This window comes from Nocardia arizonensis (assembly GCF_001310275.1).
Taxonomy (GTDB): Bacteria; Actinomycetota; Actinomycetes; order Mycobacteriales; family Mycobacteriaceae; genus Nocardia; species Nocardia arizonensis.
Genome location: NZ_LGYZ01000081.1, coordinates 257,222 through 280,493 on the forward strand (window position 1 = coordinate 257,222; position 23,272 = coordinate 280,493).

The window sequence follows — 23,272 nt, forward strand, 5'->3', positions numbered from 1 at the left end:
CGACCGCTATCCGGTCCGGCGACGCGAGCGCTGCACCTGATCGAGTTCGCGCGCCACGTCCGCCTGGGACAGGGTGGCCCCGGTCTGCGCGGACAGTGTCAGCGGCATATCGGCGTCGACGTGGTGCGCGGTGACGTGCAGGACCCCGTCGAATCCCATCTCGAAGGTGACCCGCACCTCGCTGCCCGCGGGATAGCCCGCCGGAATACCCCGAATACGGCCCTCGACAAGAACTTTCGTATCCTCGGGCCGCACCGATGCGGCTTGGCCCTGCTGTTCGACGATGGTCAGCTCGATCTGGTCCTGATCCTCGCGCACCGTGCCGAAGGACCGGCGCACCCGCACCGGCAGCGTCTGATTGCGGTGCACCAGCCACGCGGCCGCCAGACCGTAGTGACTGTCGAGGGCCAGGACGCCGAAACCGCGCGAGACCACGGTGTCGACCTGGATCTCCAGCATTCGCCGCACCAGCCCGACCGGCTGGGCGAAGGAGGCCGCGACCCGGGTCACCGATTGGTCGAGATCGGCGGGGGCGGCCTCGCGCAGACTCGATCCATCGCGCAGGCGGCCGCGGGTTACCAGATCCGCCAGGACGAGGCGTTCCATCTCGAGCTTCTCGCCGTAGAGCGCCGCGCCGCGCGCCACCGACAGATCGGGATCGCGCAGTTCGCCGCGCAGGCCGAGTTCCTTGCGCAGTTCCCGCTCGACCACCGGCATGCGCGAGGAACCGCCGACCAGCAGCAACCGGTCGACCGAGTTGACGCCCCGCTTGGCCGCGGCGGCCAGGCAGTCGCGGGTCAGGTCGATGGTGCGGCGCATGAGCGAGGCGGTCATGGATTCGACCTCGTCACGGGTCAGCGGCACGACAGCGCGGGCGCCGTCGTGCGCCACCACTACATCGGTGCGATCGGATTCCGACAGTTCGCGTTTGGCCTGTTCGGCGGCCAGCACCAGCATTTGCGATCCGGCCGAATCGTCCAGCGGATCCTCGGCATCCGGATTCGCCGCGCAGAACTGCTGCGACAGGTACAGCGCGATGCGTTCGTCCCAGTCGGCGCCGCCGAGTTGGTGATCGCCCTCCACGGCCAGTACCGAGATGCGCCGGTCGGCGAGTTCGATGACGGTGGCATCGAAGGTGCCGCCGCCGAGGTCGTAGACGAGCACCGTCTCGCGCTCGCCCGACTTGCCCACGTCTACGCTGCCGTCGAGCCTGCCGAACCCGTAGGACAGTGCCGCGGCTATGGGCTCGGAGAGCACGCCCGCCACATCGAAGCCTGCGTAGTTGCCCGCCTGGATGGTGGCGCGCCGTTCCTCGTCGCCGAAATAGGCGGGCACGGTGATGACCGCGCGCCGCACCGGTTCGCCGCCGCCGAATTCGACATCGGCGGCCAGACTCTTGAGGATGAGCGCCGACACCGCGGGCGCCGACCAGCTGGCGCCGTGCGCCGCGAAACGCCATTCCGCGTCGCCCATCCGCCGCTTCACCAGCGCGCAGACATGCTCGGGATCCAATCGCGCCTGTCGCCGCGCGCCCTCGCCGACCAAATGGTCGTAGGCGGAAGCGAACAGCACCACCGACGGAACCGTCGGTTCGCCATTGATGCCGACCATGACTTCAGGACGACCGTCGGCGTCGATCCGCGCGATCGCCGAGTTCGTTGTGCCCAGGTCGATGCCGTAGACCCCCATGGCGTGCGATCGTAGCAGTCACCACCGACTTCCGACTCCACCATGGCTGACAGAACCGAAACCCCCTGGCCACGAGGACTTCTACCCCGGCCGATCCGGTGACTCACGGCGGGAGGTTGCCGGTCTCCGTGTCCGGCCGCGCCTTCGGCGCGGCGGGTTCGCGGCCGCTCATGTCGCACCGTTGAGCGGCGGTCCGGTCCACCGCGCGCTTCCACCACACCGGACGACGCGAAAGCACGACGAGCGACCGGTTCGAGACAAAAGGGGCGGCAAAACCGCCGCCGACGACCCAGTAGGGTGCCGACCATGACCGAACCCGTCGGGCCTGACACGGACGCGACGTCCATCCCGCCAAGCGAATCCGGCGCCTCCCCGACCGCGAGCCCGACGGCCGTGCGGGCCGGCGAGACCCCCGCGAGCGCCTCCGACAATGCCGCCGAGAAGACCGTGCCGGAGTCCGCCACGGCCCCGGGCCGCACTCCCCGGGTCGAGATCGCCGCGACAATCGGCCACACTGAACCCGTACCCGCCGACGAAACCGATCCCACCCGCACCGACCTGGCCGCGGGCCAAGACCGCCTGGCCGAGCGTATCGAGGACCTGGCCCGAGTGATCGCCCGCCAAGCCGCGGGCATCGACCGCCTGGCCGACGACGCCAGAGCACGCGCGCAACGGGAACGCCAAGGCGCGGACCTTCCCCTGGTGACCGAATTGTTCGCCCTGCTCGGCGATACCACCGCGTGCGCGAATACCGCCGAATCCGATCGCGAACGCCGGGCATTCGAAGCCGTGGCCGCCCGCATCGAACGGCTGCTCGTCGGCCGCGGCGGCAGTGTCGTGAGTCCGGTTCCCGGTGAACCGTTCGACTCGCTGCGCATGGAGGCCGCCGATGTTGTGAACACCGACAGCGAAGCCGACGACCGCACCGTGGATTCGGTGCTCCAGCCCGGGTTGAGCGTGCCGGGCCGATCCGTGCGTCCCGCGCGGGTGGTCGTGCGCCGGTTCCGCTGAACGGGTTACGCGCTGCCCGCGGGGATCTCGGCGCCGACGCGCGCCCACCGTCCCGACAGCGTCCGACCCGCCACCGCGGCCATGCGCAGCAGCATGAACGCGACCAGCCCCGACCAGATGCCCGCTATCCCCCAGCCGAAGACCAGCGACAGCCAGATGGCGGGCAGGAAGCCGACGAGTGCGCAGCCGAGGGTCGCGGTGCGCAGGAATGCGGCGTCGCCCGCGCCGAGCAGCACCCCGTCGAGAGCGAAGACGACACCGGCGACGGGAATGATGCCGACGAAGAACCACCAGGCGAGATGGGTGCGGTCGAGGACGGCGGCGTCGTCGGTGAACAGAACCGGGATCACGCTGTGTCCCGCGGCGAAACAGACCGCGAGCACGATCGAGAACAGTTCCGACCACAGCGTGACCCGCCGCGCGAGTGATCGCGCACCCGCGGCGTCACCGGCCCCCAGCGCCGCCCCGACCAGCATCTGCGCGGCGATGGCGAGTGAATCCAGCGTGAGGGCGAGGAAGTTCCACAGTTGCAGTACGAGTTGGTGTGCGGCCACCGACGCCGCACCGAACCGCGCGGCAACGGCGGCGGCGGAGACGAAACACGCCTGGAAGGCGAGACTGCGCACGATCAGATCCCGGCCGAGCACCAACTGTGCCCGGATGACCGACCAGTGCGGGATCAACGAGACCCGTTCCCGTACCAGCGCGTACAGGAACAGCACCGCCGAGACCGATTGTCCCGCCACATTCGCCACGGCCGAACCGGCCAGCTCCATGCGTGGCGCGCCGAGGAGCCCGTGTACCAGCACCGGGCACAGCAGCGCCGAGATCCCCAGTCCGGCAACGACATAGGCCAGCGGCCTGCGCGTGTGCTGCACCCCGCGCATCCAGCCGTTGCCCGCCGTGGAGATCAGGATCAACGGCACGCCGAGCAGCGCGATCCGCACCCACCGCAGCGCCTCGTCCGCGATATCGCCGCCGCCCGCGATCGCATCGGTGACCGGAATCGCCGCGGCCTGTACGACGATCACGATCGCCAGACCGATGGCGATCGCGATCCAGGTCGCCTGCACGCCCTCGGCCACCGCACCGCGCGTATCGCCCGCGCCGTGCCGCCGCGCCGAACGCGCCGTGGTCCCGTAGGACAGAAAGGTCAATTGCGAACTGACCTGCGCCAGAATCAAACCGCCGACCGCGAGGCCTGCCAGGGCCAGCGCGCCGAGCCGCCCCACCACCGCCATATCGAACAGCAGGTAGACCGGTTCGGCCACGAGTACGCCGAGCGTGGGCAACGCGAGTCCGAGGATGCGCCGGGGCCCGGCGGACGCGGCGGCCTCGGCCACCGGGGCGGGCGGCGCCATGACGATCGCCCCGACCGTCCCCGACGCCGCCTGTTCCGCCCCTTCGTCGCCGGTATCCCGCTGGGTCACTGGCCCCTCCCGTCCTGCCCGCGTCGTCACACTACCGTCGCGGACGGGGCCGCCGCTCAACCGAGTGCGGCGAGCAACGCGGCGACCACGTCGTCGACCCGTCCGTAGGTGGTGTATCCGGCCGCGAACCGGTGTCCGCCACCACCGAGTCCGGTGGCGATCTCGGCCACGTCCACGCCGTCGTCGGCGTCCGGGGCGGTGTGGCGCGAGCGCAGCGACACCGTCCAGCGCTGTTCGTCGGCGCGCGACTGTTTGAACACCGCCGCGATCCCGGCCTCGGCGGTGGTGCGGACGATATCGATGACGCTCTCCACCTCCTCCGACCGCACGCCCACCTGATCCGCATCGTGCACGACGGCGTACGCGAGACCGACGCCGCCGCGCACCGACGGCTCGAGACGCGCGGTGCCGAGCACCTTCGACAGCATGGGCAGCCAGCCGAACGGATGGGTGTCCATGAGCGTGCGACCGATCTCGGCGCCGTCGATACCGGTACTCAAAAGCCGTTCGGCGAGTTCGTGGGTGCCGGGCCGGACCCAGCGGAACGAGCCGGTGTCGGTCACCAGACCCGCGTACAGGCAGTGCGCGACCTCGCGATCGATCGGCACGCCCCACGCGTCGAGCAACCGCGCCACCAGACTCGTCGTGGACTCGGCCGCGGCGTCGACCAGGTTGATCATCCCGAACGCGGTATTGGAGCGGTGGTGGTCGATGACGACGGTGGTCCGCGCGCCCGCGAGCCGGTCGCCGAGTGTGCCGAGCCTGCCCGCACTGCCGCAGTCCACCGCGACCAGCACGTCGACCTCGCACGGCACCTGCGCCGGGGGCACCAGATGCCGCACCCCCGGCAGCGTCCGCATGGAGACGGGCACCTCGACCGGTTCGGCGAACGACACCCACACCGGGACGCCGCGCCGATGCAGGACCAGCGCCAACGCCAGCCCGCTGCCGATGGTGTCGGCATCGGGCTGCACGTGACACAGCACGCTCACCGACCGGGCGGTCGTCAAGGCCCGGACCACCGCGCCGAAATCCACCGGCTCACCACTGGTTGTCATTCGCGCCGCAGTCTCTTGTCGAATCTCGATCTCGAACCGACTCAGGACTCGTCGTCGCGCTCGACCTTGTACGGGTCGGCATCGCCCGCGTGGGTCGCCGTCGCCGCGACCTTTGCGACGGCGTCGTCGGCGGCCCTGGCACGAGCGAGCAGTTCCTCCATCTCGCGCGCCGCGTCGGGCACCTTGTCCAAGACGAAGGCCAGCGTCGGGGTGAATTTCACCCCGGTGCCCGCGCCCACTTTCGAGCGCAGTACGCCCTTGGCCTTCTCCAGACCGGCGGCGGCCGCCGCGTAGTCCGGTTCGGCGTCGAGTGTTTCGCCCATCACCGTGTAGTACACCGTCGCCTCGCGCAGATCACCGGTGACCTTGGCGTCGGTGACCGTCACGAAACGCAGCCGCGGATCCTTGATCTCGTATTCGATCGCGGTCGCGACGATCGAGGCAATCCGCTTGGCGAGTCGGCGTGCCCTGGCTTGATCCACCATGGCCGTTTCCTCCTCACTTCACTATGAAAAGTTCAGTCCTCGGGTCCGAAGATCCGGCGGCGTACTGCCAGCAACTGTAACTCCGGACGCGCCGCGACGTGGCGTTCACATTTGTCGAGCACCTCGGTGAGATGACCCATACCGGCGCTGACAATGGCTACGCCTAGCAATGAGCGGCGATGCAGATCTTGTTCCCCACCTTCGGCCGCGCTGACGCCGAAGCGCTGCAATTCGGCCAGAACCGGACGAATCACCGAACGCTTCTGCTTGAGCGAGTGCACATCCCCGAGCAGGATGTCGAACTCGAGTGCCCCCAGGTACACGCATACCTCTCCGGTATCGGACCTCCGGTGCCGCGCCGCCCGTACGGCGGCGCGGCATCGACGGCCCTGGATCAGTCGCGCGGCTTCTCGCGCAACTCGTACGCCTCGATGATGTCGCCTTCCTTGATATCGCTGTAGGTCACGGTCATACCGCACTCGTACCCTTCGCGAACCTCGACCGCGTCATCCTTCTCGCGCTTGAGCGAGGAGATGGTCATGGTCTCGGCGACCACCACGTTGTCGCGCAGCAGACGCGCCTTGGCATTGCGCTTGACGATGCCCGAGGTGACCATGCAGCCGGCGATATTGCCGATCTTGGACGACCGGAACAGCGCCCGGATCTCGGCGCGACCCAGCTCGACCTCTTCGTAGATCGGCTTGAGCATGCCCTTGAGGGCCTTCTCGATCTCGTCGATGGCCTGGTAGATCACCGAGTAGTACCGGATGTCGACGCCCTCGCGGTTGGCCAGCTCGGTCGCCTTGCCCTCGGCCCGGACGTTGAACCCGATGATGATCGCGTTCGAGGCCGAGGCCAGGTTGACATTGGTCTCGGTGACGCCACCGACACCGCGGTCGATGACCCGCAGGCGCACCTCGTCGTCGATCTCGATACCCATGAGGGCCTCTTCGAGGGCCTCGACGGTACCGGAGTTGTCGCCCTTGAGGATGAGGTTGAGCTCCGAGGTCTCCTTCAGCGCGGCGTCCAGATCTTCCAGGCTGATCCGCTTGCGGCTGCGGGCGGCCAGCGCGTTGCGCTTGCGCGCATTGCGCCGGTCGGCGATCTGGCGGGCGATGCGGTCCTCGTCCACGACGAGCAGGTTGTCGCCCGCGCCGGGGACCGAGGTGAAGCCGATCACCTGGACCGGCCGCGACGGCAGCGCCGCGGTGACGTCCTCGCCGTGCTCGTCGACCATGCGGCGCACGCGACCGTAGGCGTCGCCCGCCACGATCGAGTCGCCGACGCGCAGCGTGCCGCGCTGGACGAGCACCGTCGCCACCGGGCCGCGACCGCGGTCGAGGTGGGCCTCGATCGCAACGCCCTGGGCGTCCATATCGGGGTTGGCCCGCAGGTCGAGCGCCGCGTCCGCGGTCAGCAGCACCGCCTCGAGCAGCGCCTCGATATTGGTGCCCTGCTTGGCGGAGATGTCGACGAACATGGTGTCGCCACCGTATTCCTCGGCCACCAGGCCGTATTCGGTCAGCTGCTGGCGGATCTTGTCGGGATTCGCGCCTTCCTTGTCGATCTTGTTGACCGCGACGACGATCGGCACGTCGGCCGCCTGGGCGTGGTTGATCGCCTCCACCGTCTGCGGCATGACGCCGTCGTCGGCGGCGACCACCAGGATCGCGATGTCGGTGGCCTTCGCACCGCGCGCACGCATGGCGGTGAACGCCTCGTGACCGGGGGTGTCGATGAAGGTGATGAGCCGGTCCTGATCGCCCAGGTGGGTCAGCACCTGGTAGGCGCCGATGTGCTGGGTGATGCCGCCCGCCTCGCCCTCACGGACGTTGGCCTTGCGGATGGTGTCGAGCAGTCGGGTCTTACCGTGGTCGACGTGACCCATGACGGTCACCACCGGCGGGCGCTGTTCGAGATCGCTCTCGTCGCCCTCGTCCTCACCGTAGGTCAGGTCGAACGATTCCAGCAGCTCGCGGTCCTCGTCCTCGGGGCTGACCACGTGCACGACGTAGTTCATCTCGCTACCGAGCAGCTCGAGGGTCTCGTCGTTCACCGACTGGGTCGCGGTGACCATCTCACCGAGGTTGAACAGGGCCTGCACCAGCGCGGCCGGGTTGGCGTCGATCTTCTCCGCGAAATCCGACAGCGACGCGCCGCGGGCGAGACGGATGATCTCGCCGTTGCCGCGCGGCAGCCGCACGCCGCCGACGGCGGGCGCCTGCATGCTCTCGTACTCGGCGCGCTTCGCCCGCTTCGACTTGCGACCGCGCCGCGGGGCGCCACCGGGACGACCGAAGGCGCCCGCCGCACCGCCGCGGCCACCGGGACCGCCCGGACGACCGCCGCCGCCACCACCGCCACCGGGACGACCGCGGAAGCCGCCCGCACCGGCCGCGGGTGCACCGGCGCCCGCACCGGGCGCGCCGCCACCGCCACCGCCACCGCGGTAGCCGCCACCGCCGCCACCGCCACCGGGACGACCGGCGCCGCCGCCGGGGCCGCCGCCGGGACGACCGGGACGGCCGGGACCGCCACCGGCGCCGGGACCCGGACGGGCCGAACGCTGCGGCATGGCGCCGGGTGTCGGGCGCGGGGGCATCGAGCCGGGGCTCGGACGCGGACCGCCGGGACGCGGACCGCGATCGCCACCCTGGGCGGCCGCGGGACGCTGGCCGCCGCCCTGCGACGGACCCGGACGGGGGCCGTTCGAGGAAGGTCCGGGACGCGGCCCACCCTGGGACGGGCCGGGACGCGGACCACCCTGGGACGGGCCGGGACGGGGTGCGCGCTCACGCTCGGGCGCGGGGGTCGAGGAATAGGGATTGTTGCCAACCCGCGGGGTCTTGGGGCCGGGCTTGGGGCCGCCCGGACGCGGGCCGTTCTGCGACGGCGCGGGCCGCTGCTGCTGACCGGGGCGCGGACCGCCACCCGGGGTCGGGCGCGGGCCGTTGTGCGACGGCGCGGACGGCGCGGACGGCGCGGGCTTGGACGGCGCCTGGAACGAGGGCGCCGGAGTCGGAGCCGGGCCGGGCTTCACGGCCGGACCGGGGCGCGCGCCGTCACCGGGACGGGGCGCGGGGCCCGGACGAGCCTGGGTGGGGGCGGCCGTGGCCGGACTCGGGGCGGCCGCCGTGGCCGGACTCGGGGCGGAGGACGCGGCCTGGGCCGGAGTCGGAGTACGGGGGCCGGGGCGCGGACCGCCGCCGGGGGTGGGCTTGGCGCCCGGACGGGCCGACGGCCCCGGACGCGCACCCGACTTGGAATCCGAGGACGCGGATTTCGTCGTCAACGATTCCCGCAGCCTGCGCGCGACGGGCGCTTCCACCGTCGACGACGCGGACTTCACGAACTCGCCTTGCTCCTTGAGCTTCGCGAGTAGTTCCTTGCTCGTGACACCGAGTTCTTTTGCCAACTCGTGCACGCGGGCCTTGCCTGCCACTGCTCTCCTCACTGAGAGGTCGAGCAGCCCCGCCGTTTCTGGGGACGGCGGCCCGCACGACCTCGGGTTATCTCCGATGGACGTTCATCGTTGGTACTTCACGGTGTGCTCATGAGTGCTCGTGCCTGTTCTCGAGGTATTGCTCCAGGGCTGAGATATCCAGATGTCCGGACACTCGTAGTGCTCTGCCGAACGCTCGGCGTCGTTCTGCCGTGCTCAGACAAGACGAAAGGGGGTGCAACCAGGCACCCCTCCCGGGAAGTCTGCGCCGCGGATCGGGAACGATCGCGACGATACGGGAACCTTCTCCGGTCTCCCGATCCTGTGCCACGATCCGCAACAGATCGACGGCCAACTCGCGCTTCCGACATCCGATGCAGGTCCGCACCGGGGCCGACCGTCGCCGGGGCGTCGGATCGGTGGTGCTTTCCCGCGAGGAAACCGGAGGCTCGCGCTGAACCTGAGACCACTCTACCGCTGTCCCGCTCGGAACACCGAACCCCGCCCCCGCCGAAGTTACCAACATGTCATCCCGGCCGTTCGATTCCCGATTCGCCCGATCCCGTCCGTAACTCGCCGAACGGACCGCCGCGCGCAACGGCGCGCCACCCTCGGTCAACTCCGGTGCGCCTCCGTCCGCATGCTGCCGCCCACGTCAGGGGCCGCATCGCTGCGGATATCGATGCGCCAGCCGGTGAGCCGCGCGGCCAGGCGCGCGTTCTGGCCCTCCTTGCCGATGGCCAGCGACAGCTGGAAGTCCGGCACCACCACCCGCGCCGCCCTCGCGTCGGGGTCCACGATGGTGACCGATACCACTTTCGACGGCGAGAGCGCGTTGCCGACGAAGGTCGCCGGATCGTCGGCGTAGTCGATGATGTCGATCTTCTCCCCGGCCAATTCGCTCATCACGTTGCGCACGCGCTGCCCCATCGGCCCGATACAGGCGCCCTTGGCGTTCACCCCGGCCACCGTGGAGTGCACGGCGATCTTGGAGCGGTGTCCGGCCTCCCTGGCCACCGCGACGATCTCCACCGACCCGTCGGCGATCTCGGGGACCTCGAGGGCGAACAGCCGCCGGACCAGATTCGGATGGGTGCGCGAGAGCGTGATCTGCGGCCCGCGCGGACCCCGCGAAACGCCGACGACGTAGCACTTGACGCGGTCGCCGTGTTCGTAGGTCTCGCCGGGCACCTGCTCGGCGGGCGGGATCAGCCCCTCCGCGCCGTGCAGTTCGCTGCCGATGCGCACCACGACGGTGCCGCGTGCGTTGGCGCGGGCGTCGCGCTGGACGACGCCGCCGACGATATCGCCCTCGTGGGTCGAGAACTCACCGAAGGATTTCTCGTTCTCGGCATCGCGCAGCCGTTGCAGGACGACCTGGCGCGCGGTGGTCGCCGCGATGCGCCCGAAACCCTCCGGGGTGTCGTCCCATTCGGAGATCACATTGCCGTCGGCGTCGACCTCACGCGCCATCACCCGGACCACGCCGGTCTTCTGGTTGATGTCGATGCGCGCGTTCGGCTGGTGGCCCTCGGTGTGGCGGTACGCGGTGAGCAGCGCCGACTCGATCGCGGAGATCACCGTCTCGATCGAGATCCCCTTGTCGGCGACAATCGCGCGCAGGGCTTCGATTTCGATGTTCATTCCACGATCCCTTCGGTCGGCGCATCGGACGCTGTCATGGCTTGGGCTGTTGCTGAGGAGATGTCTTCGGCCTCGTGGCCCGGCGTCGGCCTGCCCGGCGCGACACCGCCCGCGAGTTCGAGTTCCCGCGCTCCGGGCGGGCCGAATTCGACTTGCACGACGGCGCGGGCGATATCGGCAAGCGGCACGCGCACCCGGTGCGGGCGCTGACGGCCCCCCAGCACCAGGGCCACCCCGTCGCCGTCGAGCGCACCGACGCGGGCGTCGAACCGGACGGCTCCCCCCGGATCGGGAGGTTCGGCCCCGGGGCGCAGCTCCACGCGCACCTTCCGACCCTGTGCGCGGCGCCAGTGGCGCTCGGCGGTGAGCGGGCGGTCGACCCCCGGCGTTGAGACCTCGAGCAGGTACGGCGTCTCGCCGAAGTCGCCGACCTCGTCCAGCGCCGTCGACAGATCGTGGCTGAGCGTGGCGATCGTGTCCAGATCGGCGGTGGCGTCGCTGTCGACGGTCACCGTCACCCGAGCCCGCGCGTCCGCATGCTTCCCGGCCGTCGAGATCTCGACGCCCTCGAGGTCGAATCCTCGGCGTTCGACGAGCCCGGCAATCAGCTGGCTCACCCTTTCCTCGGTCGGCATCGGCATGTGAGGCGGCTCCTGGTTCAGTTGTGAGGCGATCGGGTCGTGGCCAGCGACGCCAAGGCAGTCGCTGTCGGCAAATTTCCGCACCGAAGGTCTAGCGTAACGCGCCCCGAGAGTGTAAAGGACCAGCGGCCTTCAGCAAGTCAGCCGGGTTGCCTCCGCCGACATGTCGGCGGCGTCCGCGCCGCGGTCGGGAGGGGCGCCGGGTCTGGCACGATGGTGCCCGTGCCCCTCCGCCCCTACGCCCCGCCGCATGCCGGGCGCACCGCAGGCATCTCCGTCGACCGGCGCACCGCTCTGCGGCTCGCGGGCGGCGGCGTGGTCGGCGCGGTGGCGCTCACCGCGGTCGCCGGCTGCGCCGACGAGCCGATCTACCTCCCGGACCCCCTTGCCGCACAAGAGGTTTCCGCGCGCGCCGATGCGGCCGCCGCCACCGCCGCGATCGCGCTCGCACCGCAGCGGCAGGCCGCGCTCGCCGCGATCGCCGGTCAGCGCACCGAGCACGCCGAGGCACTGCGCGTCGAGATCGCACGAGTGATCGGCACCTACGGCGACGGCACCACACCCGTGCACCGCACCGCCGACCCGAGCGCCCGGCACGGTGCGGGCGCACCGGCACCGGTCACCGCGGGCTCGACGCCGAGCGCCGAGCCGGTTGCCCCGCCCTCCATCGATCAGCTGCGCGAGCAGCTGACCCGCTCGCAGCGGTCCGCGGCCGATCTCGCGCGCACCCAGACCGGGTACCGCGCGGGTCTGCTCGCCTCCATCAGCGCCGCCTGCGCCACCCAGACGGGAGTCCTGCTGGCATGACCGACACCGAGCACCGGGCCCTGCTCGACGCGCTCAGCGCCGAGTACGCGGCCGTCTACGCCTACGGAGTGATCGCGGCCTACGCCTCGTCCGAGCGCACCCGACTGATCGCCGAGAACACCGCGGCGCACCGGGCCCGCCGCGACGCCACCGTCGCGGCGCTCACCGCGGCCGGTGTCACCGCGCCGGCGCCGGAGGCCGCCTACACCGCGCCGTTCCCGGTGGACGACCCCATTCCCGCCGCGAACCTCGCGGTCACCGTGGAGAACGACGCCGCCATCGCCTGGCGCGCGGTGGTCGAACAGGCCGAGTCCGAGGCGACCCGGCGCACCGCCGTCGAGGCGCTGACCGAATCGGCGCTGCGCCTGGCGACCTGGCAGGCGATCCTCGGCACCGCGCCGCCCACGGTGGCGTTCCCGGGCCACGCCTGAGCACGGGGGCAATCCCGAAACGGCGCGGCGCCGAATAGTTGTCGTTATCACATTGCCGCCCAATGGGATTGCCGGAGGACCAGGAGCCATGCCCCGTTCCGCACGCCGTATCGGCATACTGCTCGTCATCATCGTGGCCGCCATCGCCGCCTTCCTGTCGGCGGGCCCGTCGGCGGGCGCGGTCCGCGAGATCGAAGAGGGCGACCACGAGCGGTCCTCCGACGATCGCGAGGCCGAGGATCTCGTGGTCGACCTCTACCTGGTCTGAGCGCAAATCCCCGGCCCGTCGTCGGAGGCGGTCGGTGTCGACCGAGCCCGCCCCTCTGTCCCCCGGTACCGTATCGGCTCGTGCTGGTGCTGCTGCCCCCCTCCGAAACCAAGTCCGACGGCGGCGCGTTTGCGCCCCTCGAACTGTCGGAGCTCGCCATGCCGGGGCTCACGCCGGTTCGCGAACGGCTCGTCGGACATCTCGTCGATCTGTCCGGCGATGCGGATGCCGCGCGGACCGCGCTCGGGCTGGGTAAGGGCGCCGAGGCCGAGATCGCCCGCAATGCCGCGCTGCGCAGCGCGCCGACCAGGCCCGCGCTGGAACGCTACACCGGTGTGCTCTACGACGCGCTGGACGCGGCCTCGTTCACCAAGGCGCAGCGGGAGAAGGCATACGCCCGCTTGGCGATCGGGTCCGCCCTGTTCGGCGCGGTACGCGCGGGCGACCGCATCCCCGCCTACCGGCTCTCCGGCGGCAGCAAACTGCCGGGTCTGCCGACCCTTGCCGCTCTCTGGCGCGAGCGTCTGGCCGACGCACTGACCGAGGAGGCCGCGGGTGAGCTCGTCATCGACCTGCGTTCGGGTACCTATCAGCAGTTGGGCCGGGTCCCCGGAGCGATCACGGCCTCCGTCGTCACCGAACACGCGGACGGCAGTCGCACGGTGGTCAGCCATTTCAACAAGCATCACAAGGGCCTGCTGGCCCGCGCGCTGGTGTGCACCCGCGCCGAACCGTCCGATATCCGCGCGGTCGCCAAGGTCGCGGTCAAAGCCGGACTGCGCATCGAAATCGTCTCGCCCACCGAACTTCTCGTCCTCACCTGAGCGCGGCGCACGCCGCGGCCTCGCGACGTGCGCGCCCGATCCGGGTCGAAAACAGCGCGTCCCGTCGGTCGCCCCGGACGCCTACTCGCGGCGCGGCCACGATCGGGGGGCCGCCGAATCCCTGCGCGTCGACCCAGCCGCCTATACCCGGCGTCTGCGTCCGATCACCGATCCGACCGCCCTCGACCGCACGATGCCCGCGGCCTGCGCATCCACTACTCTCCCCGGCACGACTCCGCCCCGGCACGACTCCGCCCGGCCACGACTCCGCCCCGGCACGCGATCTGCGGCAATCACTGATTCAATCAGTGATTGAAATCATGCTCGAAACGTGTTCTACTTTGAATATGGTCGACAAGGTGTCCGCGGGAACCCGCGAACGGCTGCTGGCGGCGGCCGAGCGACTACTGCTGACCGAGCCGTACGAGGATGTCTCGGTGCGCGCGGTGTGCGCGGCGGCGGGGGCCAATCCGGCCGCGGTGCACTACCACTTCGGGTCGAAGGAAGCCCTCGTCGGGGCGCTGATCGAAGACCGCCTCGGGCCCCAGTGGGCAGACGGGATGGCCGATGCCACGGCGCGAAACTGCGAGTCGGTACCCGCGCTGGTGGACACCATCATCGCACCGTTCATCGATCTGGCCGCCGATCCGGTGGGCCGACTGCATCTGCGGCTGCTGGCCCGCTTCGTCCTCGGGCGACATCTGACCACCTGGCACGGGCGTTGGTTCCGTATGGATTCGTGGACCGCCCTGCTGCCCCATCTGAGCGCGGGCGAGAGCCGACGGCGCTGGATGCTGGCCTTCGATCTGATCATCATGCGATTCGGCAGCCCCGAAGTCGAGGAGTACGGCATGTCCGAACGAGCGGCGGCGACGCTGCGGGACTTCGTCGTCGCCGGACTCACCACCACAGCACAGGAGTGACCATGCACGACGTCTTCGCCCCCGCCCGACTCGGCCCGATCACCTTGCGCAACAGGGTGATCAAGGCGGCGACCTTCGAAGGCCGCACACCCGACGCGCTCGTCACCGACGATCTCATCGCCTTCCACCGGGAAATGGCGGCGGGCGGGGTCGGTATGACCACGGTGGCCTACTGCGCGGTGACCCCCGGCGGCCGAACCGACCGCCACCAGATCTGGATGCGACCGGAAGCCGTCGCGGGACTGCGAAAGTTGACCGAAGCGGTGCACGCCGAGGGCGCGGCGGTCAGTGCGCAGATCGGTCACGCGGGGCCGGTGGCCAATGCCGCCTCCAACCGCGCGCCCGCGCTCGCGCCGAGTCCGCTGTTCAGTCCACTGGGTATGCGGGTGATGAAAGTGCCCGACGAGGCGGAACTGCGCGAGGTGATATCCGCGCACGTGAACGCCGCAAAACTGGCCGAACAGGCCGGATTCGACGCCGTCGAGATCCACTTCGGACACAACTACCTGGTCAGTTCCTTCCTCAGTCCGCTGCTCAACCGGCGCAAGGACGGCTACGGCGGGTCCACCCGCAACCGGGCCAGACTCGCCCGGGAGATCGCGGTCGCGGTGGCCGACGCGCTCGGCGGTCGGCTCGCGGTCACCGCCAAACTCAATATGGAGGACGGCAGGCGCGGCGGGCTCACGGTTCCCGAGGCGCTCCAGGTCGCCGCGTGGCTCGAGGCCGACGGCGCGCTGGACGCCATCGAATTGACCGCGGGCAGTTCACTGCTCAATCCCATGCTGTACTTCCACGGCGACGCACCCCGCGGCGAATTCGCCAAAGTCCTTCCGGGACCGGCTCGCTGGGGCTTCCGGCTGGTCGGTCGCGCCTTCTTCAAGGAATATCCGTATCGCCCCACCTTCCTGCTCGAGCGCGCCCTTCAGTTCCGGCGTGAACTGTCGATGCCGCTGATCCTGTTGGGCGGCATCACCGACATGGACACCATGCGCACCGCCATGACCGAAGGCTTCGACTTCGTGGCGATGGGCCGCGCGCTGCTGCGGGAACCGGATCTGTTGCACCGCATCCGCTCCGACGCCACGACCCGTTCGGCATGCGTGCACTGCAACCGGTGCATGCCGACCATCTACACCCGCACCCGGTGCGTCTACCGCCCCGACGCGGCCCACGACCCCATATCGCTGCCGATACCCACGCTCGGCCCTGTCGCCAAGGAGAATTCATGAACAACAGACTGGCGGGCCGGGTAGCGCTGATCAGCGGCGCGGCCTCGGGCATGGGCGCCTCGCACGCCCGCGCGTTCGTCGCCGAAGGCGCATCGGTCGTGATCGGCGATATCGCCGACGACGCGGGTGAACGCCTCGCCGCCGAACTCGGCGATCGTGGCGCCTACGTCCATCTCGACGTCACCCGCTCGGCGGACTGGGAGGCCGCCGTCGCCGAAACCGTCCGGCGCTTCGGCAAACTCGACGTGCTGGTCAACAATGCGGGCATCCTCGACGGCGGCCCGCTCGGCACCTATACCGAGAAGCAGTGGCAGACGGTTCTCGCGATCAACCTCACGGGTCCGTTCCTCGGCCTCACCGCGGCCCGCGACGCACTCGTCGCCGCCCGCCCCGCCTCGGTCATCAATATCTCCTCGGCCGCGGGCATGCAGGGCGTCGCGGGCGTGCACGCCTACACCGCCTCCAAATTCGGCGTCCGCGGCCTCACCAAATCCGCCGCGCTCGAACTGGCCCCGCATGGTGTCCGCGTCAATTCCGTGCACCCCGGCGGCATCCTGACCCCCATGCTCGGCGCGGACGACACCGCCACGGTCGACCGCGATTCCGACACCCTCACCCGACTCGGCGTGCCCGACGAGGTCAGCCCGCTGCTCGTCTACCTCGCCAGCCGGGAATCCAGCTATTGCACCGGGGCGGAATTCGTGGTCGACGGCGGCATGACCGCGGGCTGAAATCCAAGGTGTTCGCCATCGGCCAGGACTACGCCGCATTCAACCCCAGCGCTCCCGACGACAGCGCCGAGCGGATCATCGTCCGCGTCGCCCCGACCAAGGTCGCCGGCCGCATGTGACACCGGGTCCCGGTCGCGACGGCGCCGCCGGGACGGTACCGATTCCGCCGAGTCGGCCGCCTTTCGAGGCGGTCCGCCCTAGCCGCGCTGCGCCTCTTCCTGGGCGTGGTGGGCCTGGGCGACCTGTCGCGGTGTGTAGCTCAGGATGAGGGCGACGAGTCCGATGATCACCGCGACACCCGCGCACACCGCGAGCACGAGGGTGTAGCCATTGCTGAGAGCGTCGATCTGCATGGTGGTCATGTCCGCGGTGCTGCCGGTGCGACCGCCGAGGGACAGGGTCCGCGATACCGCGACGGGGGTGAGGATACCGATGGCCAGCGGAGTGCCGAGGTTCATGAACATCTGGCCGATCGCCGCCAGCGGGCCGATATCCGAGACCGGGACGCCGACCAGTACGCACAGTGGCGCGAGCACCATCGCCACGCCGACACCCGCGCCGATCACGATCAACAGCACCAGCAGCGTCGGCAGGTAGCTGACATCGCGGTCGAGGGTCGACCCGAACAGCAGACCCACCGCGAGCACCGCCGCCGCGCCCGCGAGCAGCCAGCGCGGCGCGACCACCAGCGCCGCCTTCGACGCCGCCGCCGCGCCGACACCGATACCGACGGTGAACGGGATGCAGGCGACACCGGCGTAGAGGGGGCTGTAGCCGAGGACGTTCTGGAGGAACTGGGCGACGAAGTAGGTCATGGCGCCGAGGACGCCGCCCGCGAGCAGGATGAGACCGAAGGTGGCGACCCGGTCGCGGCTGTCGAACAGCGACCACGGCACCAGCGGATTGTCCACCCTCCGCTCCGCGAGGACGAACAGGATCAGCAGCACGAAACCGCCGACGAGCGATCCGATGATGGACCAGTGGTCCCAGCCGAGTTCGGGCCCCTCGGTGGCGCCGAAGACGATGGCGGCACAGGCCAGGGTGCCGAGCACCGCGCCGCGGACGTCGAGTCCGACCCGGTGGTGGTCGGTATCGGCGAGGCAGTAGATCGCGCCGACCACGATGAGCACCCCGATCGGCACATTGATCAGGAAGATCCATCGCCAGGACAGTTCGGTCAGCGCGCCGCCGATGACCAGTCCGCCGACCGAGCCGACGCCGACCATCGAACCGACGATGGCGATGGCCTGGTTGCGGGCCTTACCGGGGGCGAACGTGGTGGCGACGAGCGCGAAGGCCGAGGGCGCGGCCAGTGCCGCGCCCATGCCCTGGACCGCGCGGGCCGCGATGAGCATGGCCTCACCGGTGGCCAGACCGCACAGCAGGGAGGCCAGCGTGAACAGGGCCACACCGACGATCAGCATCCGTTTGCGGCCGAAGGCGTCGCCGATCCGGCCGCCGAGCAGCATCAGTCCGGCGAAGGTGAGGCCGTAGGAGGTCACGGTCCACGCGCTGCCGGAACTGGACAGACCCATTTCCTGCTGTAGTCGGGGCAGCGCCAGGATCACCACGCTGCCGTCGAGTACGACCATGAGTTGCAGACCGCTCAGGACGAAGATAGCGAGCCCGAAGGCCCGCTGCGTCACCGGGTACTGCATCGTCGCAGCGGGATTCTGGAGCATGGTGAGCCACTGTAATCGACGGTGACGGCGGCGGCGGTGGCCGCGGTGGGACCGACCGACGCGCCACAACCGACCGGTCGCCGAATTGTGAACACGCGCAGGCTCAGTTCGCGGCGTCGGCGTCGGCCGAGAATCCGGCGGTCGGACCGATCACCACGATGGCGGGCGGGCGGATGCCTTCGGCGCGCACCCGCTCGGCGACCGTGCCCAGATCGGCGCGCAGCACCCGCTGGGTGCGCAGCGTGCCTTCCTGGATGACGGTCGCGGCGGTGTCGGAGGGACGGCCGCCGTCGATGAGGACCGAGGCGAACTGCTCGATCCGTTCCACCGCCATCATCAGCACGAGGGTGCCACGCAGGCGGCCGAGGGCGGACCAGTCGACCAGCGAATCCGGGTGGTCCGGCGCCACGTGTCCGCTCACCACCACGAATTCGTGGGTGACGCCGCGGTGGGTCACCGGGATGCCCGCGGCGGCGGGCACCGAGATGGGGCTGGTGATCCCGGGCACGACAGTGACCGCGATCCCCGCCTCGACGCAGGCTTCGACCTCTTCGAATCCGCGTCCGAACACATAGGGGTCGCCGCCCTTGAGCCGCACCACGAATTTGCCCGCCTTGGCGCCCTCGATCAGCGCGGTGTTGATGGCCTCCTGGGCCATGGCGCGCCCGTAGGGGATCTTGGCGGCGTCGATGACCTCGACGTCGGGGCCGAGTTCGGCCAGCAGCTCCGGCGGCGCGAGACGGTCGGCGACCACCAGATTCGCCCGCGCCAGCAGTCGGCGCCCACGCACGGTGATCAGGTCGGGATCGCCCGGTCCGCCGCCGACGAGGGCGACGCCTGGGGTCAGCGGTGTCGAGTCGTCGGTCACCACGCCCGATTGCAGCGCCTCCAGCAGGGCCGTGCGCACCGCCGCCGAACGACGGTGCTGACCGCTGGCCAGCACGCCGAGGGTGAGTCCGTCGTAGCGGGCGGTGGCGGGGGTCACCGCGGTGCCGAGGCGCGCCACATCGGCGCGCACACAGAAGATGCGGCGGCGCTCGGCCTCGGCGACCACGGCGGCATTGGTGTCCGGTTCGTCGGTGCAGGCGATGGCGTACCAGGCGCCGTCAAGGTCACCGTCGGCGTAGGGGCGCAGGGCGACGCTCACCTGTCCGTGACTGGCCATCGCCTCGACCGCGGGGGTGACCTCGCGGCTGATGACATGGATGTCGGCGCCGGCGGCGATGAGCAGTCCGAGCCGACGCTGTGCCACCGTCCCGCCGCCGACCACGACGACACGGCGGCCGTTCAGATCGAGCCCGACCAGGTAGTTCGGGTCGCCGGTCGGCGTTTGCGCGGTGGAGTCTGACATTGTCGGCACAGTGCAGGAGCCTACGGCGTGCACTCGGGCCGGCCGCAGGCCACCGCCGATTCCGGTACCCGGCCCATGATCGGCCGGACGCGCGGTCGCGGCGCCGCCGAATTCGGTGGCTGTGATCGACGGTCGTTGCGGCACACGCGGATTCGGGGCACAGAAAGCGAACGAGGTGAAATCGCGGCGCGGCCGGCCACCCGGCTGATGCCCTCGGCCGCGAAACCGGCGCGCGGGCGGTCCGCCGGGTCGGCCGCCGAGCTCGGCGCAGGCAGCGGAAACGGACGATCCGTACGTTGCGTGACGGCCCATCCGCACGGATCGTTGACGCCATGACCAAGCCGAAGCCGGAAGACCTGCTCGAGGTGGCCTATCAGGAAGCGCTGCGCGGACTCGACGAGGGCGGGATACCGATCGGGGCGGCGCTGTTCGACGCGGACGGCACTCTGCTCGGCAGCGGTCACAATCGCCGCGTGCAATCCGGTGACCCGAGTATGCACGCCGAGACCGACGCCTTCCGGGCTGCCGGACGCCGCCGCGACTACCGATCGACGATCATGGTGACCACCCTGTCCCCCTGCTGGTATTGCAGCGGTCTGGTGCGCCAGTTCGGCATCGGTTCGGTGATCGTCGGGGAAGCCACCACCTTCCACGGCGGCCACGACTGGCTGATCGAGCACGGCGTGCGGGTCACGGTGCTCGAGGATCGGCGCTGTATCGATCTGATGACCTCGTTCATCGGCCACCATCCCGCACTGTGGTTCGAGGATATCGGCGTCCACGACCCGAACCAGGTGCGGTGACAACGGCCGCGACCGGGGAACATCCCGAGACCATTTCCGCGAATTCTCCGATGCGAATCAACTAGAACACGTTACTGTCACCTATCCCGGGCGGTCCGCGCAGATGGCAGGGCCGAACCGGCCCCGCGCGACGCCGCGACACAGGAGGACACGATGGCCGAAGATCCCGATCCCAGCACACGTGTGCGGCTGACCGTGAGCGAACGCGATCTCGACCATCTCACCGCGGCACTGTCCAGTTGGCTCGCCGGTCGCGTCGGCGCGGACACCCCGCCGCGAATTCTCGACCTGACCCGACCGGAGTCCAGCGGGATGTCGAGCACCTCGATTCTCTTCGACGCCGAATGGGATGCGGACGGGCGGACCGAGCGCGGCTCCTTCGTCGCCAGAATGCCCCCCGAAAGCGACTCCTTCCCGGTGTTCGAGACCTACGACCTGCCAACCCAGTACCGGGTCATGGAGGGTGTCGCCGCCGCGACCGATGTGCCGGTGCCGCCGCTGTGCTGGCTCGAGAACGACGAGAACCCGCTGGGCGCGCCGTTCTTCGTCATGCGCCGGGTCGACGGGCGGATTCCGTCGGACAATCCGCCCTACGTCTTCGTCGGCTGGCTCTTCGACGCGACCGACGCCGAGCGCGACCGCCTGGCCGGCAATACCCTCGCGATCATCGCCGATATCCACGCCATCGACGAGCCTGCCCGGCGTTTCCCCATGCTCGACGGCCCCGGCTCGGCGCTGCGCCGCCATGTCGACGCCCAGATGGCCTGGTACCGATGGGGGCTGGTCGATGACGGCTACAATATTCCGCTCATCGACCGCGGGTTCGACTGGCTCGAACAGCACTGGCCCACCGACCCCGGCCCCGACGTCCTCAGCTGGGGCGATGCCCGGCCCGGCAATATCATCTTCCGGGAATTCGATCCGGCGGCGGTACTGGACTGGGAGATGGCCGCGCTCGGACCGCGCGAACTGGACGTGGCCTGGATCATCTTCATCCACCGGTTCTTCCAGGATCTGGCGACCAAATTCGGTCAGCCCGGACTGCCCGGATTCCTGCGCCGCGACGCGGTGGTCGCCGAATACCAGCGCCGCAGCGGTCACATCCTGCGCGACCTCGACTTCTACCTGGTGTACGCCGCGCTGCGGCACGCCATCGTCATGGGCCGGATCACCCGGCGCATGGTCCACTTCGGCGAGGCCACCGAACCCGCCGACCGCGACGACTACGTGATGCACCGGGCGTGTCTGGAGGCACTGCTCGACGGAACCTACGAATGGGACTGACCATGCCGACTCCGCTGGACGAGTACGCCATCCATCAGACGCCGCTGTCGTTCGCCCGGGTGGCGAGCAGCGACCGCAACTTCTACGACCGCAGTTACTTCAACGCCTGTGATCGCGACGGCGGCACCTTTCTGATCACCGGATTCGGCGTGTATCCCAACCTCGGTGTGATCGATGGCTTCGCCTGCGTGCGCCGCGGCGACTTTCAGCGTTCGGTGCGCTTCTCCGACGCGCTCGGCGATCGCGGACTCGATATGAAGGTCGGCGGCTACCGCATCGAGGTCATCGAAGCGCTGCACCGACTCCGGGTGGTCTGCGAGCACGACGACCTCGGCTTCGACCTGACCTGGACCGGCGCCTTCCCGCCCGTGCAGGAACAGCCGCATCTGATACTCAACGGCAATCGACCCATCATCGAGGCGTCGCGTTTCGCGCAGGTCGGCTCGTGGGAGGGCACACTCACCGTCGAAGGCGAAGAAGTGGCAGTCGATCCGGCCGTGTGGACCGGTAGCCGGGACCGATCCTGGGGTATCCGGCCGGTCGGTGAGACCGAACCCGCCGGACGCGCGGCGAGCGAACCCTCCGGCGGATTCTGGTGGCTCTACGTCCCGTTGCGCTTCACCGACTTCGCCATCGTCGTCATCGTGCAGGAGAGCCCGGACGGCACCCGCACCCTCAACGACGCGGTCCGCATCTGGCCCGACGGCCGCGTCGAACAACTCGGCTGGCCGCGCGTCCATATCGATTATCGTTCCGGCACAAGGACTCCCGTCGCCGCGCGATTGGACCTCACCACCCCCGACGGCAAACCCCTCACCGTCGACATCACCCCGGGCACGGGAATCGCGCTGCACGTCGGCTGCGGATACGGCGGCGATCCCGACTGGCAGCACGGCCAGTGGAAGGGCCGCGACTGGACCTCCACGAGTCGCTACGACCTCACCGATCCGGCGGTGGCCGCCCGTATCCCCTACGGCGCCATCGATTACGTGGCGCACGCGCGCTGCGGCGATGCCGAAGGCTGGGGCCTGTTCGAGCACGCCAGCCTGGGCCGCCACGATCCTACCGGCTTCGCCGACTGGACCTCGGTCGCACCGTAATCCGCGCTCACCGGGCCGCCGCGACGACCACCCCGTCAACCACGGTCTTCACCCGCACGAGACGGCCGCCGCCGGAAGCGATCACCGCGGCGGCCTCCGCGACACTGCCCGTGCCGACCGCCGCCCGCACCCGCGGGCCCGGATTCGGGACGTCGACGTCGGCGAGCGCCTCGGCCGCCACCGCCACCACCGGCACCCCGAGGGCTCGCGCCGCCGAACGCACCCCCGCTTCCGCGGCCCGCCGGTCCAAGGTCGCCAGACAACCGATCATTCTGTCCCCCAACACTTCCCGAATCGCCCCGAGAATCCGCTCCGCCGTGACCCCGGGGCGAAGACCCAACCCGACCGTGACCGCGCCGCGATCCGCGTCATCACCGCGATCGTTCACCATTGTGTCCCGGTTCGGCGATTCCTCTCGGCCCGGCGCCGCGGCGGAGGT

The 23,272-nt window shown here is 70.1% G+C and carries 23 protein-coding genes; 11 read left to right on the plus strand and 12 right to left on the minus strand.

Features of this window, described 5'->3' with window-relative positions:
- Positions 1-6 precede the first annotated feature (6 nt).
- Complete coding sequence (locus tag APZ21_RS16750) at positions 7-1,689, minus strand: Hsp70 family protein (protein ID WP_054814213.1); 1,683 nt, start codon at positions 1,687-1,689, stop codon at positions 7-9.
- A gap of 306 nt (positions 1,690-1,995) precedes the next feature.
- Between APZ21_RS16750 and grpE the strand changes: the two genes are divergently transcribed.
- On the plus strand, positions 1,996-2,700 hold the full coding sequence (grpE, locus tag APZ21_RS16755; RefSeq protein WP_082393169.1) for a nucleotide exchange factor GrpE: 705 nt from the start codon (positions 1,996-1,998) through the stop codon (positions 2,698-2,700).
- A gap of 5 nt (positions 2,701-2,705) precedes the next feature.
- On the opposite strand, the gene APZ21_RS16760 is transcribed toward grpE, so the two are convergent.
- From APZ21_RS16760 to rimP, 8 genes are all read right to left on the minus strand, one after another.
- Entirely contained in the window at positions 2,706-4,061 is a 1,356-nt protein-coding gene (locus tag APZ21_RS16760; protein ID WP_054814418.1) for an MATE family efflux transporter, read from the minus strand.
- A 125-nt stretch (positions 4,062-4,186) separates the two neighbouring features.
- Complete coding sequence (locus APZ21_RS16765) at positions 4,187-5,188, minus strand: DHH family phosphoesterase (protein WP_054814214.1); 1,002 nt, start codon at positions 5,186-5,188, stop codon at positions 4,187-4,189.
- A gap of 41 nt (positions 5,189-5,229) precedes the next feature.
- Complete coding sequence (rbfA, locus tag APZ21_RS16770) at positions 5,230-5,673, minus strand: 30S ribosome-binding factor RbfA (protein WP_054814215.1); 444 nt, start codon at positions 5,671-5,673, stop codon at positions 5,230-5,232.
- Positions 5,674-5,705: 32 nt separating this feature from the next.
- Entirely contained in the window at positions 5,706-5,996 is a 291-nt protein-coding gene (locus APZ21_RS16775; protein ID WP_054814216.1) for a DUF503 domain-containing protein, read from the minus strand.
- A 71-nt stretch (positions 5,997-6,067) separates the two neighbouring features.
- Entirely contained in the window at positions 6,068-9,115 is a 3,048-nt protein-coding gene (infB, locus tag APZ21_RS16780) for a translation initiation factor IF-2 (protein WP_054814217.1), read from the minus strand.
- Positions 9,116-9,224: 109 nt separating this feature from the next.
- Positions 9,225-9,503, minus strand: coding sequence for a YlxR family protein (locus APZ21_RS33055; protein WP_239476667.1), 279 nt, complete (start codon positions 9,501-9,503; stop codon positions 9,225-9,227).
- A 227-nt stretch (positions 9,504-9,730) separates the two neighbouring features.
- On the minus strand, positions 9,731-10,759 hold the full coding sequence (gene nusA / locus APZ21_RS16785) for a transcription termination factor NusA (protein ID WP_054814218.1): 1,029 nt from the start codon (positions 10,757-10,759) through the stop codon (positions 9,731-9,733).
- Complete coding sequence (rimP, locus tag APZ21_RS16790) at positions 10,756-11,400, minus strand: ribosome maturation factor RimP (RefSeq protein ID WP_054814219.1); 645 nt, start codon at positions 11,398-11,400, stop codon at positions 10,756-10,758. The genes nusA and rimP overlap by 4 nt, the downstream gene beginning before the upstream one ends.
- Positions 11,401-11,616: 216 nt before the next feature.
- Here rimP and APZ21_RS16795 point away from each other — a divergent pair, with 216 nt between their 5' ends.
- The 7 genes from APZ21_RS16795 (at position 11,617) to APZ21_RS16825 (ending at position 16,613) form a co-directional block, all read left to right on the plus strand.
- On the plus strand, positions 11,617-12,207 hold the full coding sequence (locus APZ21_RS16795; RefSeq protein ID WP_420845275.1) for a hypothetical protein: 591 nt from the start codon (positions 11,617-11,619) through the stop codon (positions 12,205-12,207).
- Positions 12,204-12,638 (plus strand): ferritin-like domain-containing protein, encoded by a 435-nt coding sequence (locus tag APZ21_RS16800; protein WP_054814221.1) that lies wholly within the window; start codon positions 12,204-12,206, stop codon positions 12,636-12,638. Before APZ21_RS16795 ends, APZ21_RS16800 begins: the two co-directional genes overlap by 4 nt.
- An 88-nt stretch (positions 12,639-12,726) precedes the next feature.
- Complete coding sequence (locus APZ21_RS16805; RefSeq protein ID WP_054814222.1) at positions 12,727-12,906, plus strand: hypothetical protein; 180 nt, start codon at positions 12,727-12,729, stop codon at positions 12,904-12,906.
- Between the two features lie 80 nt (positions 12,907-12,986).
- Positions 12,987-13,730: a peroxide stress protein YaaA gene (gene yaaA, locus APZ21_RS16810; protein ID WP_054814223.1), complete on the plus strand. Its 744-nt coding sequence runs from the start codon at positions 12,987-12,989 to the stop codon at positions 13,728-13,730.
- A 359-nt stretch (positions 13,731-14,089) separates the two neighbouring features.
- A complete protein-coding gene (locus APZ21_RS16815; protein WP_239476669.1) occupies positions 14,090-14,653 on the plus strand; it encodes a TetR family transcriptional regulator in 564 nt (187 codons plus the stop codon).
- A gap of 2 nt (positions 14,654-14,655) precedes the next feature.
- A complete protein-coding gene (locus tag APZ21_RS16820) occupies positions 14,656-15,882 on the plus strand; it encodes an NADH:flavin oxidoreductase (RefSeq protein WP_054814419.1) in 1,227 nt (408 codons plus the stop codon).
- Positions 15,879-16,613, plus strand: a complete 735-nt coding sequence (locus APZ21_RS16825; protein WP_054814225.1) for an SDR family oxidoreductase — start codon at positions 15,879-15,881, stop codon at positions 16,611-16,613. The genes APZ21_RS16820 and APZ21_RS16825 overlap by 4 nt, the downstream gene beginning before the upstream one ends.
- 197 nt (positions 16,614-16,810) lie before the next feature.
- Here APZ21_RS16825 and APZ21_RS16830 read toward each other — a convergent pair whose 3' ends face one another.
- The gene (locus APZ21_RS16830; protein WP_054814226.1) at positions 16,811-18,295 is read right to left on the minus strand and encodes an MFS transporter; all 1,485 of its coding nucleotides are present in this window, start codon (positions 18,293-18,295) and stop codon (positions 16,811-16,813) included.
- Positions 18,296-18,398: 103 nt separating this feature from the next.
- Positions 18,399-19,646: a uroporphyrinogen-III C-methyltransferase gene (gene cobA / locus APZ21_RS16835; RefSeq protein ID WP_054814420.1), complete on the minus strand. Its 1,248-nt coding sequence runs from the start codon at positions 19,644-19,646 to the stop codon at positions 18,399-18,401.
- A 332-nt stretch (positions 19,647-19,978) separates the two neighbouring features.
- On the opposite strand from cobA, the gene APZ21_RS16840 reads away from it, so the two are divergent.
- The 3 genes from APZ21_RS16840 (at position 19,979) to APZ21_RS16850 (ending at position 22,833) form a co-directional block, all read left to right on the plus strand.
- Positions 19,979-20,449, plus strand: coding sequence for a nucleoside deaminase (locus tag APZ21_RS16840; protein ID WP_054814227.1), 471 nt, complete (start codon positions 19,979-19,981; stop codon positions 20,447-20,449).
- A 153-nt stretch (positions 20,450-20,602) separates the two neighbouring features.
- Positions 20,603-21,733 carry a phosphotransferase family protein gene (locus tag APZ21_RS16845; protein ID WP_054814228.1) on the plus strand — a complete coding sequence of 377 codons (1,131 nt, stop codon included), beginning with the start codon at positions 20,603-20,605 and terminating at the stop codon, positions 21,731-21,733.
- Positions 21,724-22,833, plus strand: a complete 1,110-nt coding sequence (locus tag APZ21_RS16850) for an Rv3169 family protein (RefSeq protein WP_082393171.1) — start codon at positions 21,724-21,726, stop codon at positions 22,831-22,833. Before APZ21_RS16845 ends, APZ21_RS16850 begins: the two co-directional genes overlap by 10 nt.
- 7 nt (positions 22,834-22,840) lie before the next feature.
- On the opposite strand, the gene APZ21_RS16855 is transcribed toward APZ21_RS16850, so the two are convergent.
- Positions 22,841-23,224: a cobalamin biosynthesis protein gene (locus APZ21_RS16855; protein ID WP_054814229.1), complete on the minus strand. Its 384-nt coding sequence runs from the start codon at positions 23,222-23,224 to the stop codon at positions 22,841-22,843.
- Between the last annotated feature and the right edge of the window lie 48 nt (positions 23,225-23,272).

What these genes read in the sequence shown, in the direction of transcription:
- APZ21_RS16750 (WP_054814213.1), bottom strand. Translation starts at nt 1,689, where the DNA reads ATGGGGGTCTACGGCATCGACCTGGGCACAACGAACTCGGCGATCGCG.
- grpE (WP_082393169.1), top strand. Translation starts at nt 1,996, where the DNA reads ATGACCGAACCCGTCGGGCCTGACACGGACGCGACGTCCATCCCGCCA.
- APZ21_RS16760 (WP_054814418.1), bottom strand. Translation starts at nt 4,061, where the DNA reads ATGGCGCCGCCCGCCCCGGTGGCCGAGGCCGCCGCGTCCGCCGGGCCC.
- APZ21_RS16765 (WP_054814214.1), bottom strand. Translation starts at nt 5,188, where the DNA reads ATGACAACCAGTGGTGAGCCGGTGGATTTCGGCGCGGTGGTCCGGGCC.
- rbfA (WP_054814215.1), bottom strand. Translation starts at nt 5,673, where the DNA reads ATGGTGGATCAAGCCAGGGCACGCCGACTCGCCAAGCGGATTGCCTCG.
- nusA (WP_054814218.1), bottom strand. Translation starts at nt 10,759, where the DNA reads ATGAACATCGAAATCGAAGCCCTGCGCGCGATTGTCGCCGACAAGGGG.
- rimP (WP_054814219.1), bottom strand. Translation starts at nt 11,400, where the DNA reads ATGCCGATGCCGACCGAGGAAAGGGTGAGCCAGCTGATTGCCGGGCTC.
- APZ21_RS16800 (WP_054814221.1), top strand. Translation starts at nt 12,204, where the DNA reads ATGACCGACACCGAGCACCGGGCCCTGCTCGACGCGCTCAGCGCCGAG.
- APZ21_RS16805 (WP_054814222.1), top strand. Translation starts at nt 12,727, where the DNA reads ATGCCCCGTTCCGCACGCCGTATCGGCATACTGCTCGTCATCATCGTG.
- APZ21_RS16820 (WP_054814419.1), top strand. Translation starts at nt 14,656, where the DNA reads ATGCACGACGTCTTCGCCCCCGCCCGACTCGGCCCGATCACCTTGCGC.
- APZ21_RS16825 (WP_054814225.1), top strand. Translation starts at nt 15,879, where the DNA reads ATGAACAACAGACTGGCGGGCCGGGTAGCGCTGATCAGCGGCGCGGCC.
- APZ21_RS16830 (WP_054814226.1), bottom strand. Translation starts at nt 18,295, where the DNA reads ATGCTCCAGAATCCCGCTGCGACGATGCAGTACCCGGTGACGCAGCGG.
- cobA (WP_054814420.1), bottom strand. Translation starts at nt 19,646, where the DNA reads ATGTCAGACTCCACCGCGCAAACGCCGACCGGCGACCCGAACTACCTG.
- APZ21_RS16840 (WP_054814227.1), top strand. Translation starts at nt 19,979, where the DNA reads ATGACCAAGCCGAAGCCGGAAGACCTGCTCGAGGTGGCCTATCAGGAA.
- APZ21_RS16845 (WP_054814228.1), top strand. Translation starts at nt 20,603, where the DNA reads ATGGCCGAAGATCCCGATCCCAGCACACGTGTGCGGCTGACCGTGAGC.
- APZ21_RS16850 (WP_082393171.1), top strand. Translation starts at nt 21,724, where the DNA reads ATGGGACTGACCATGCCGACTCCGCTGGACGAGTACGCCATCCATCAG.
- APZ21_RS16855 (WP_054814229.1), bottom strand. Translation starts at nt 23,224, where the DNA reads ATGGTGAACGATCGCGGTGATGACGCGGATCGCGGCGCGGTCACGGTC.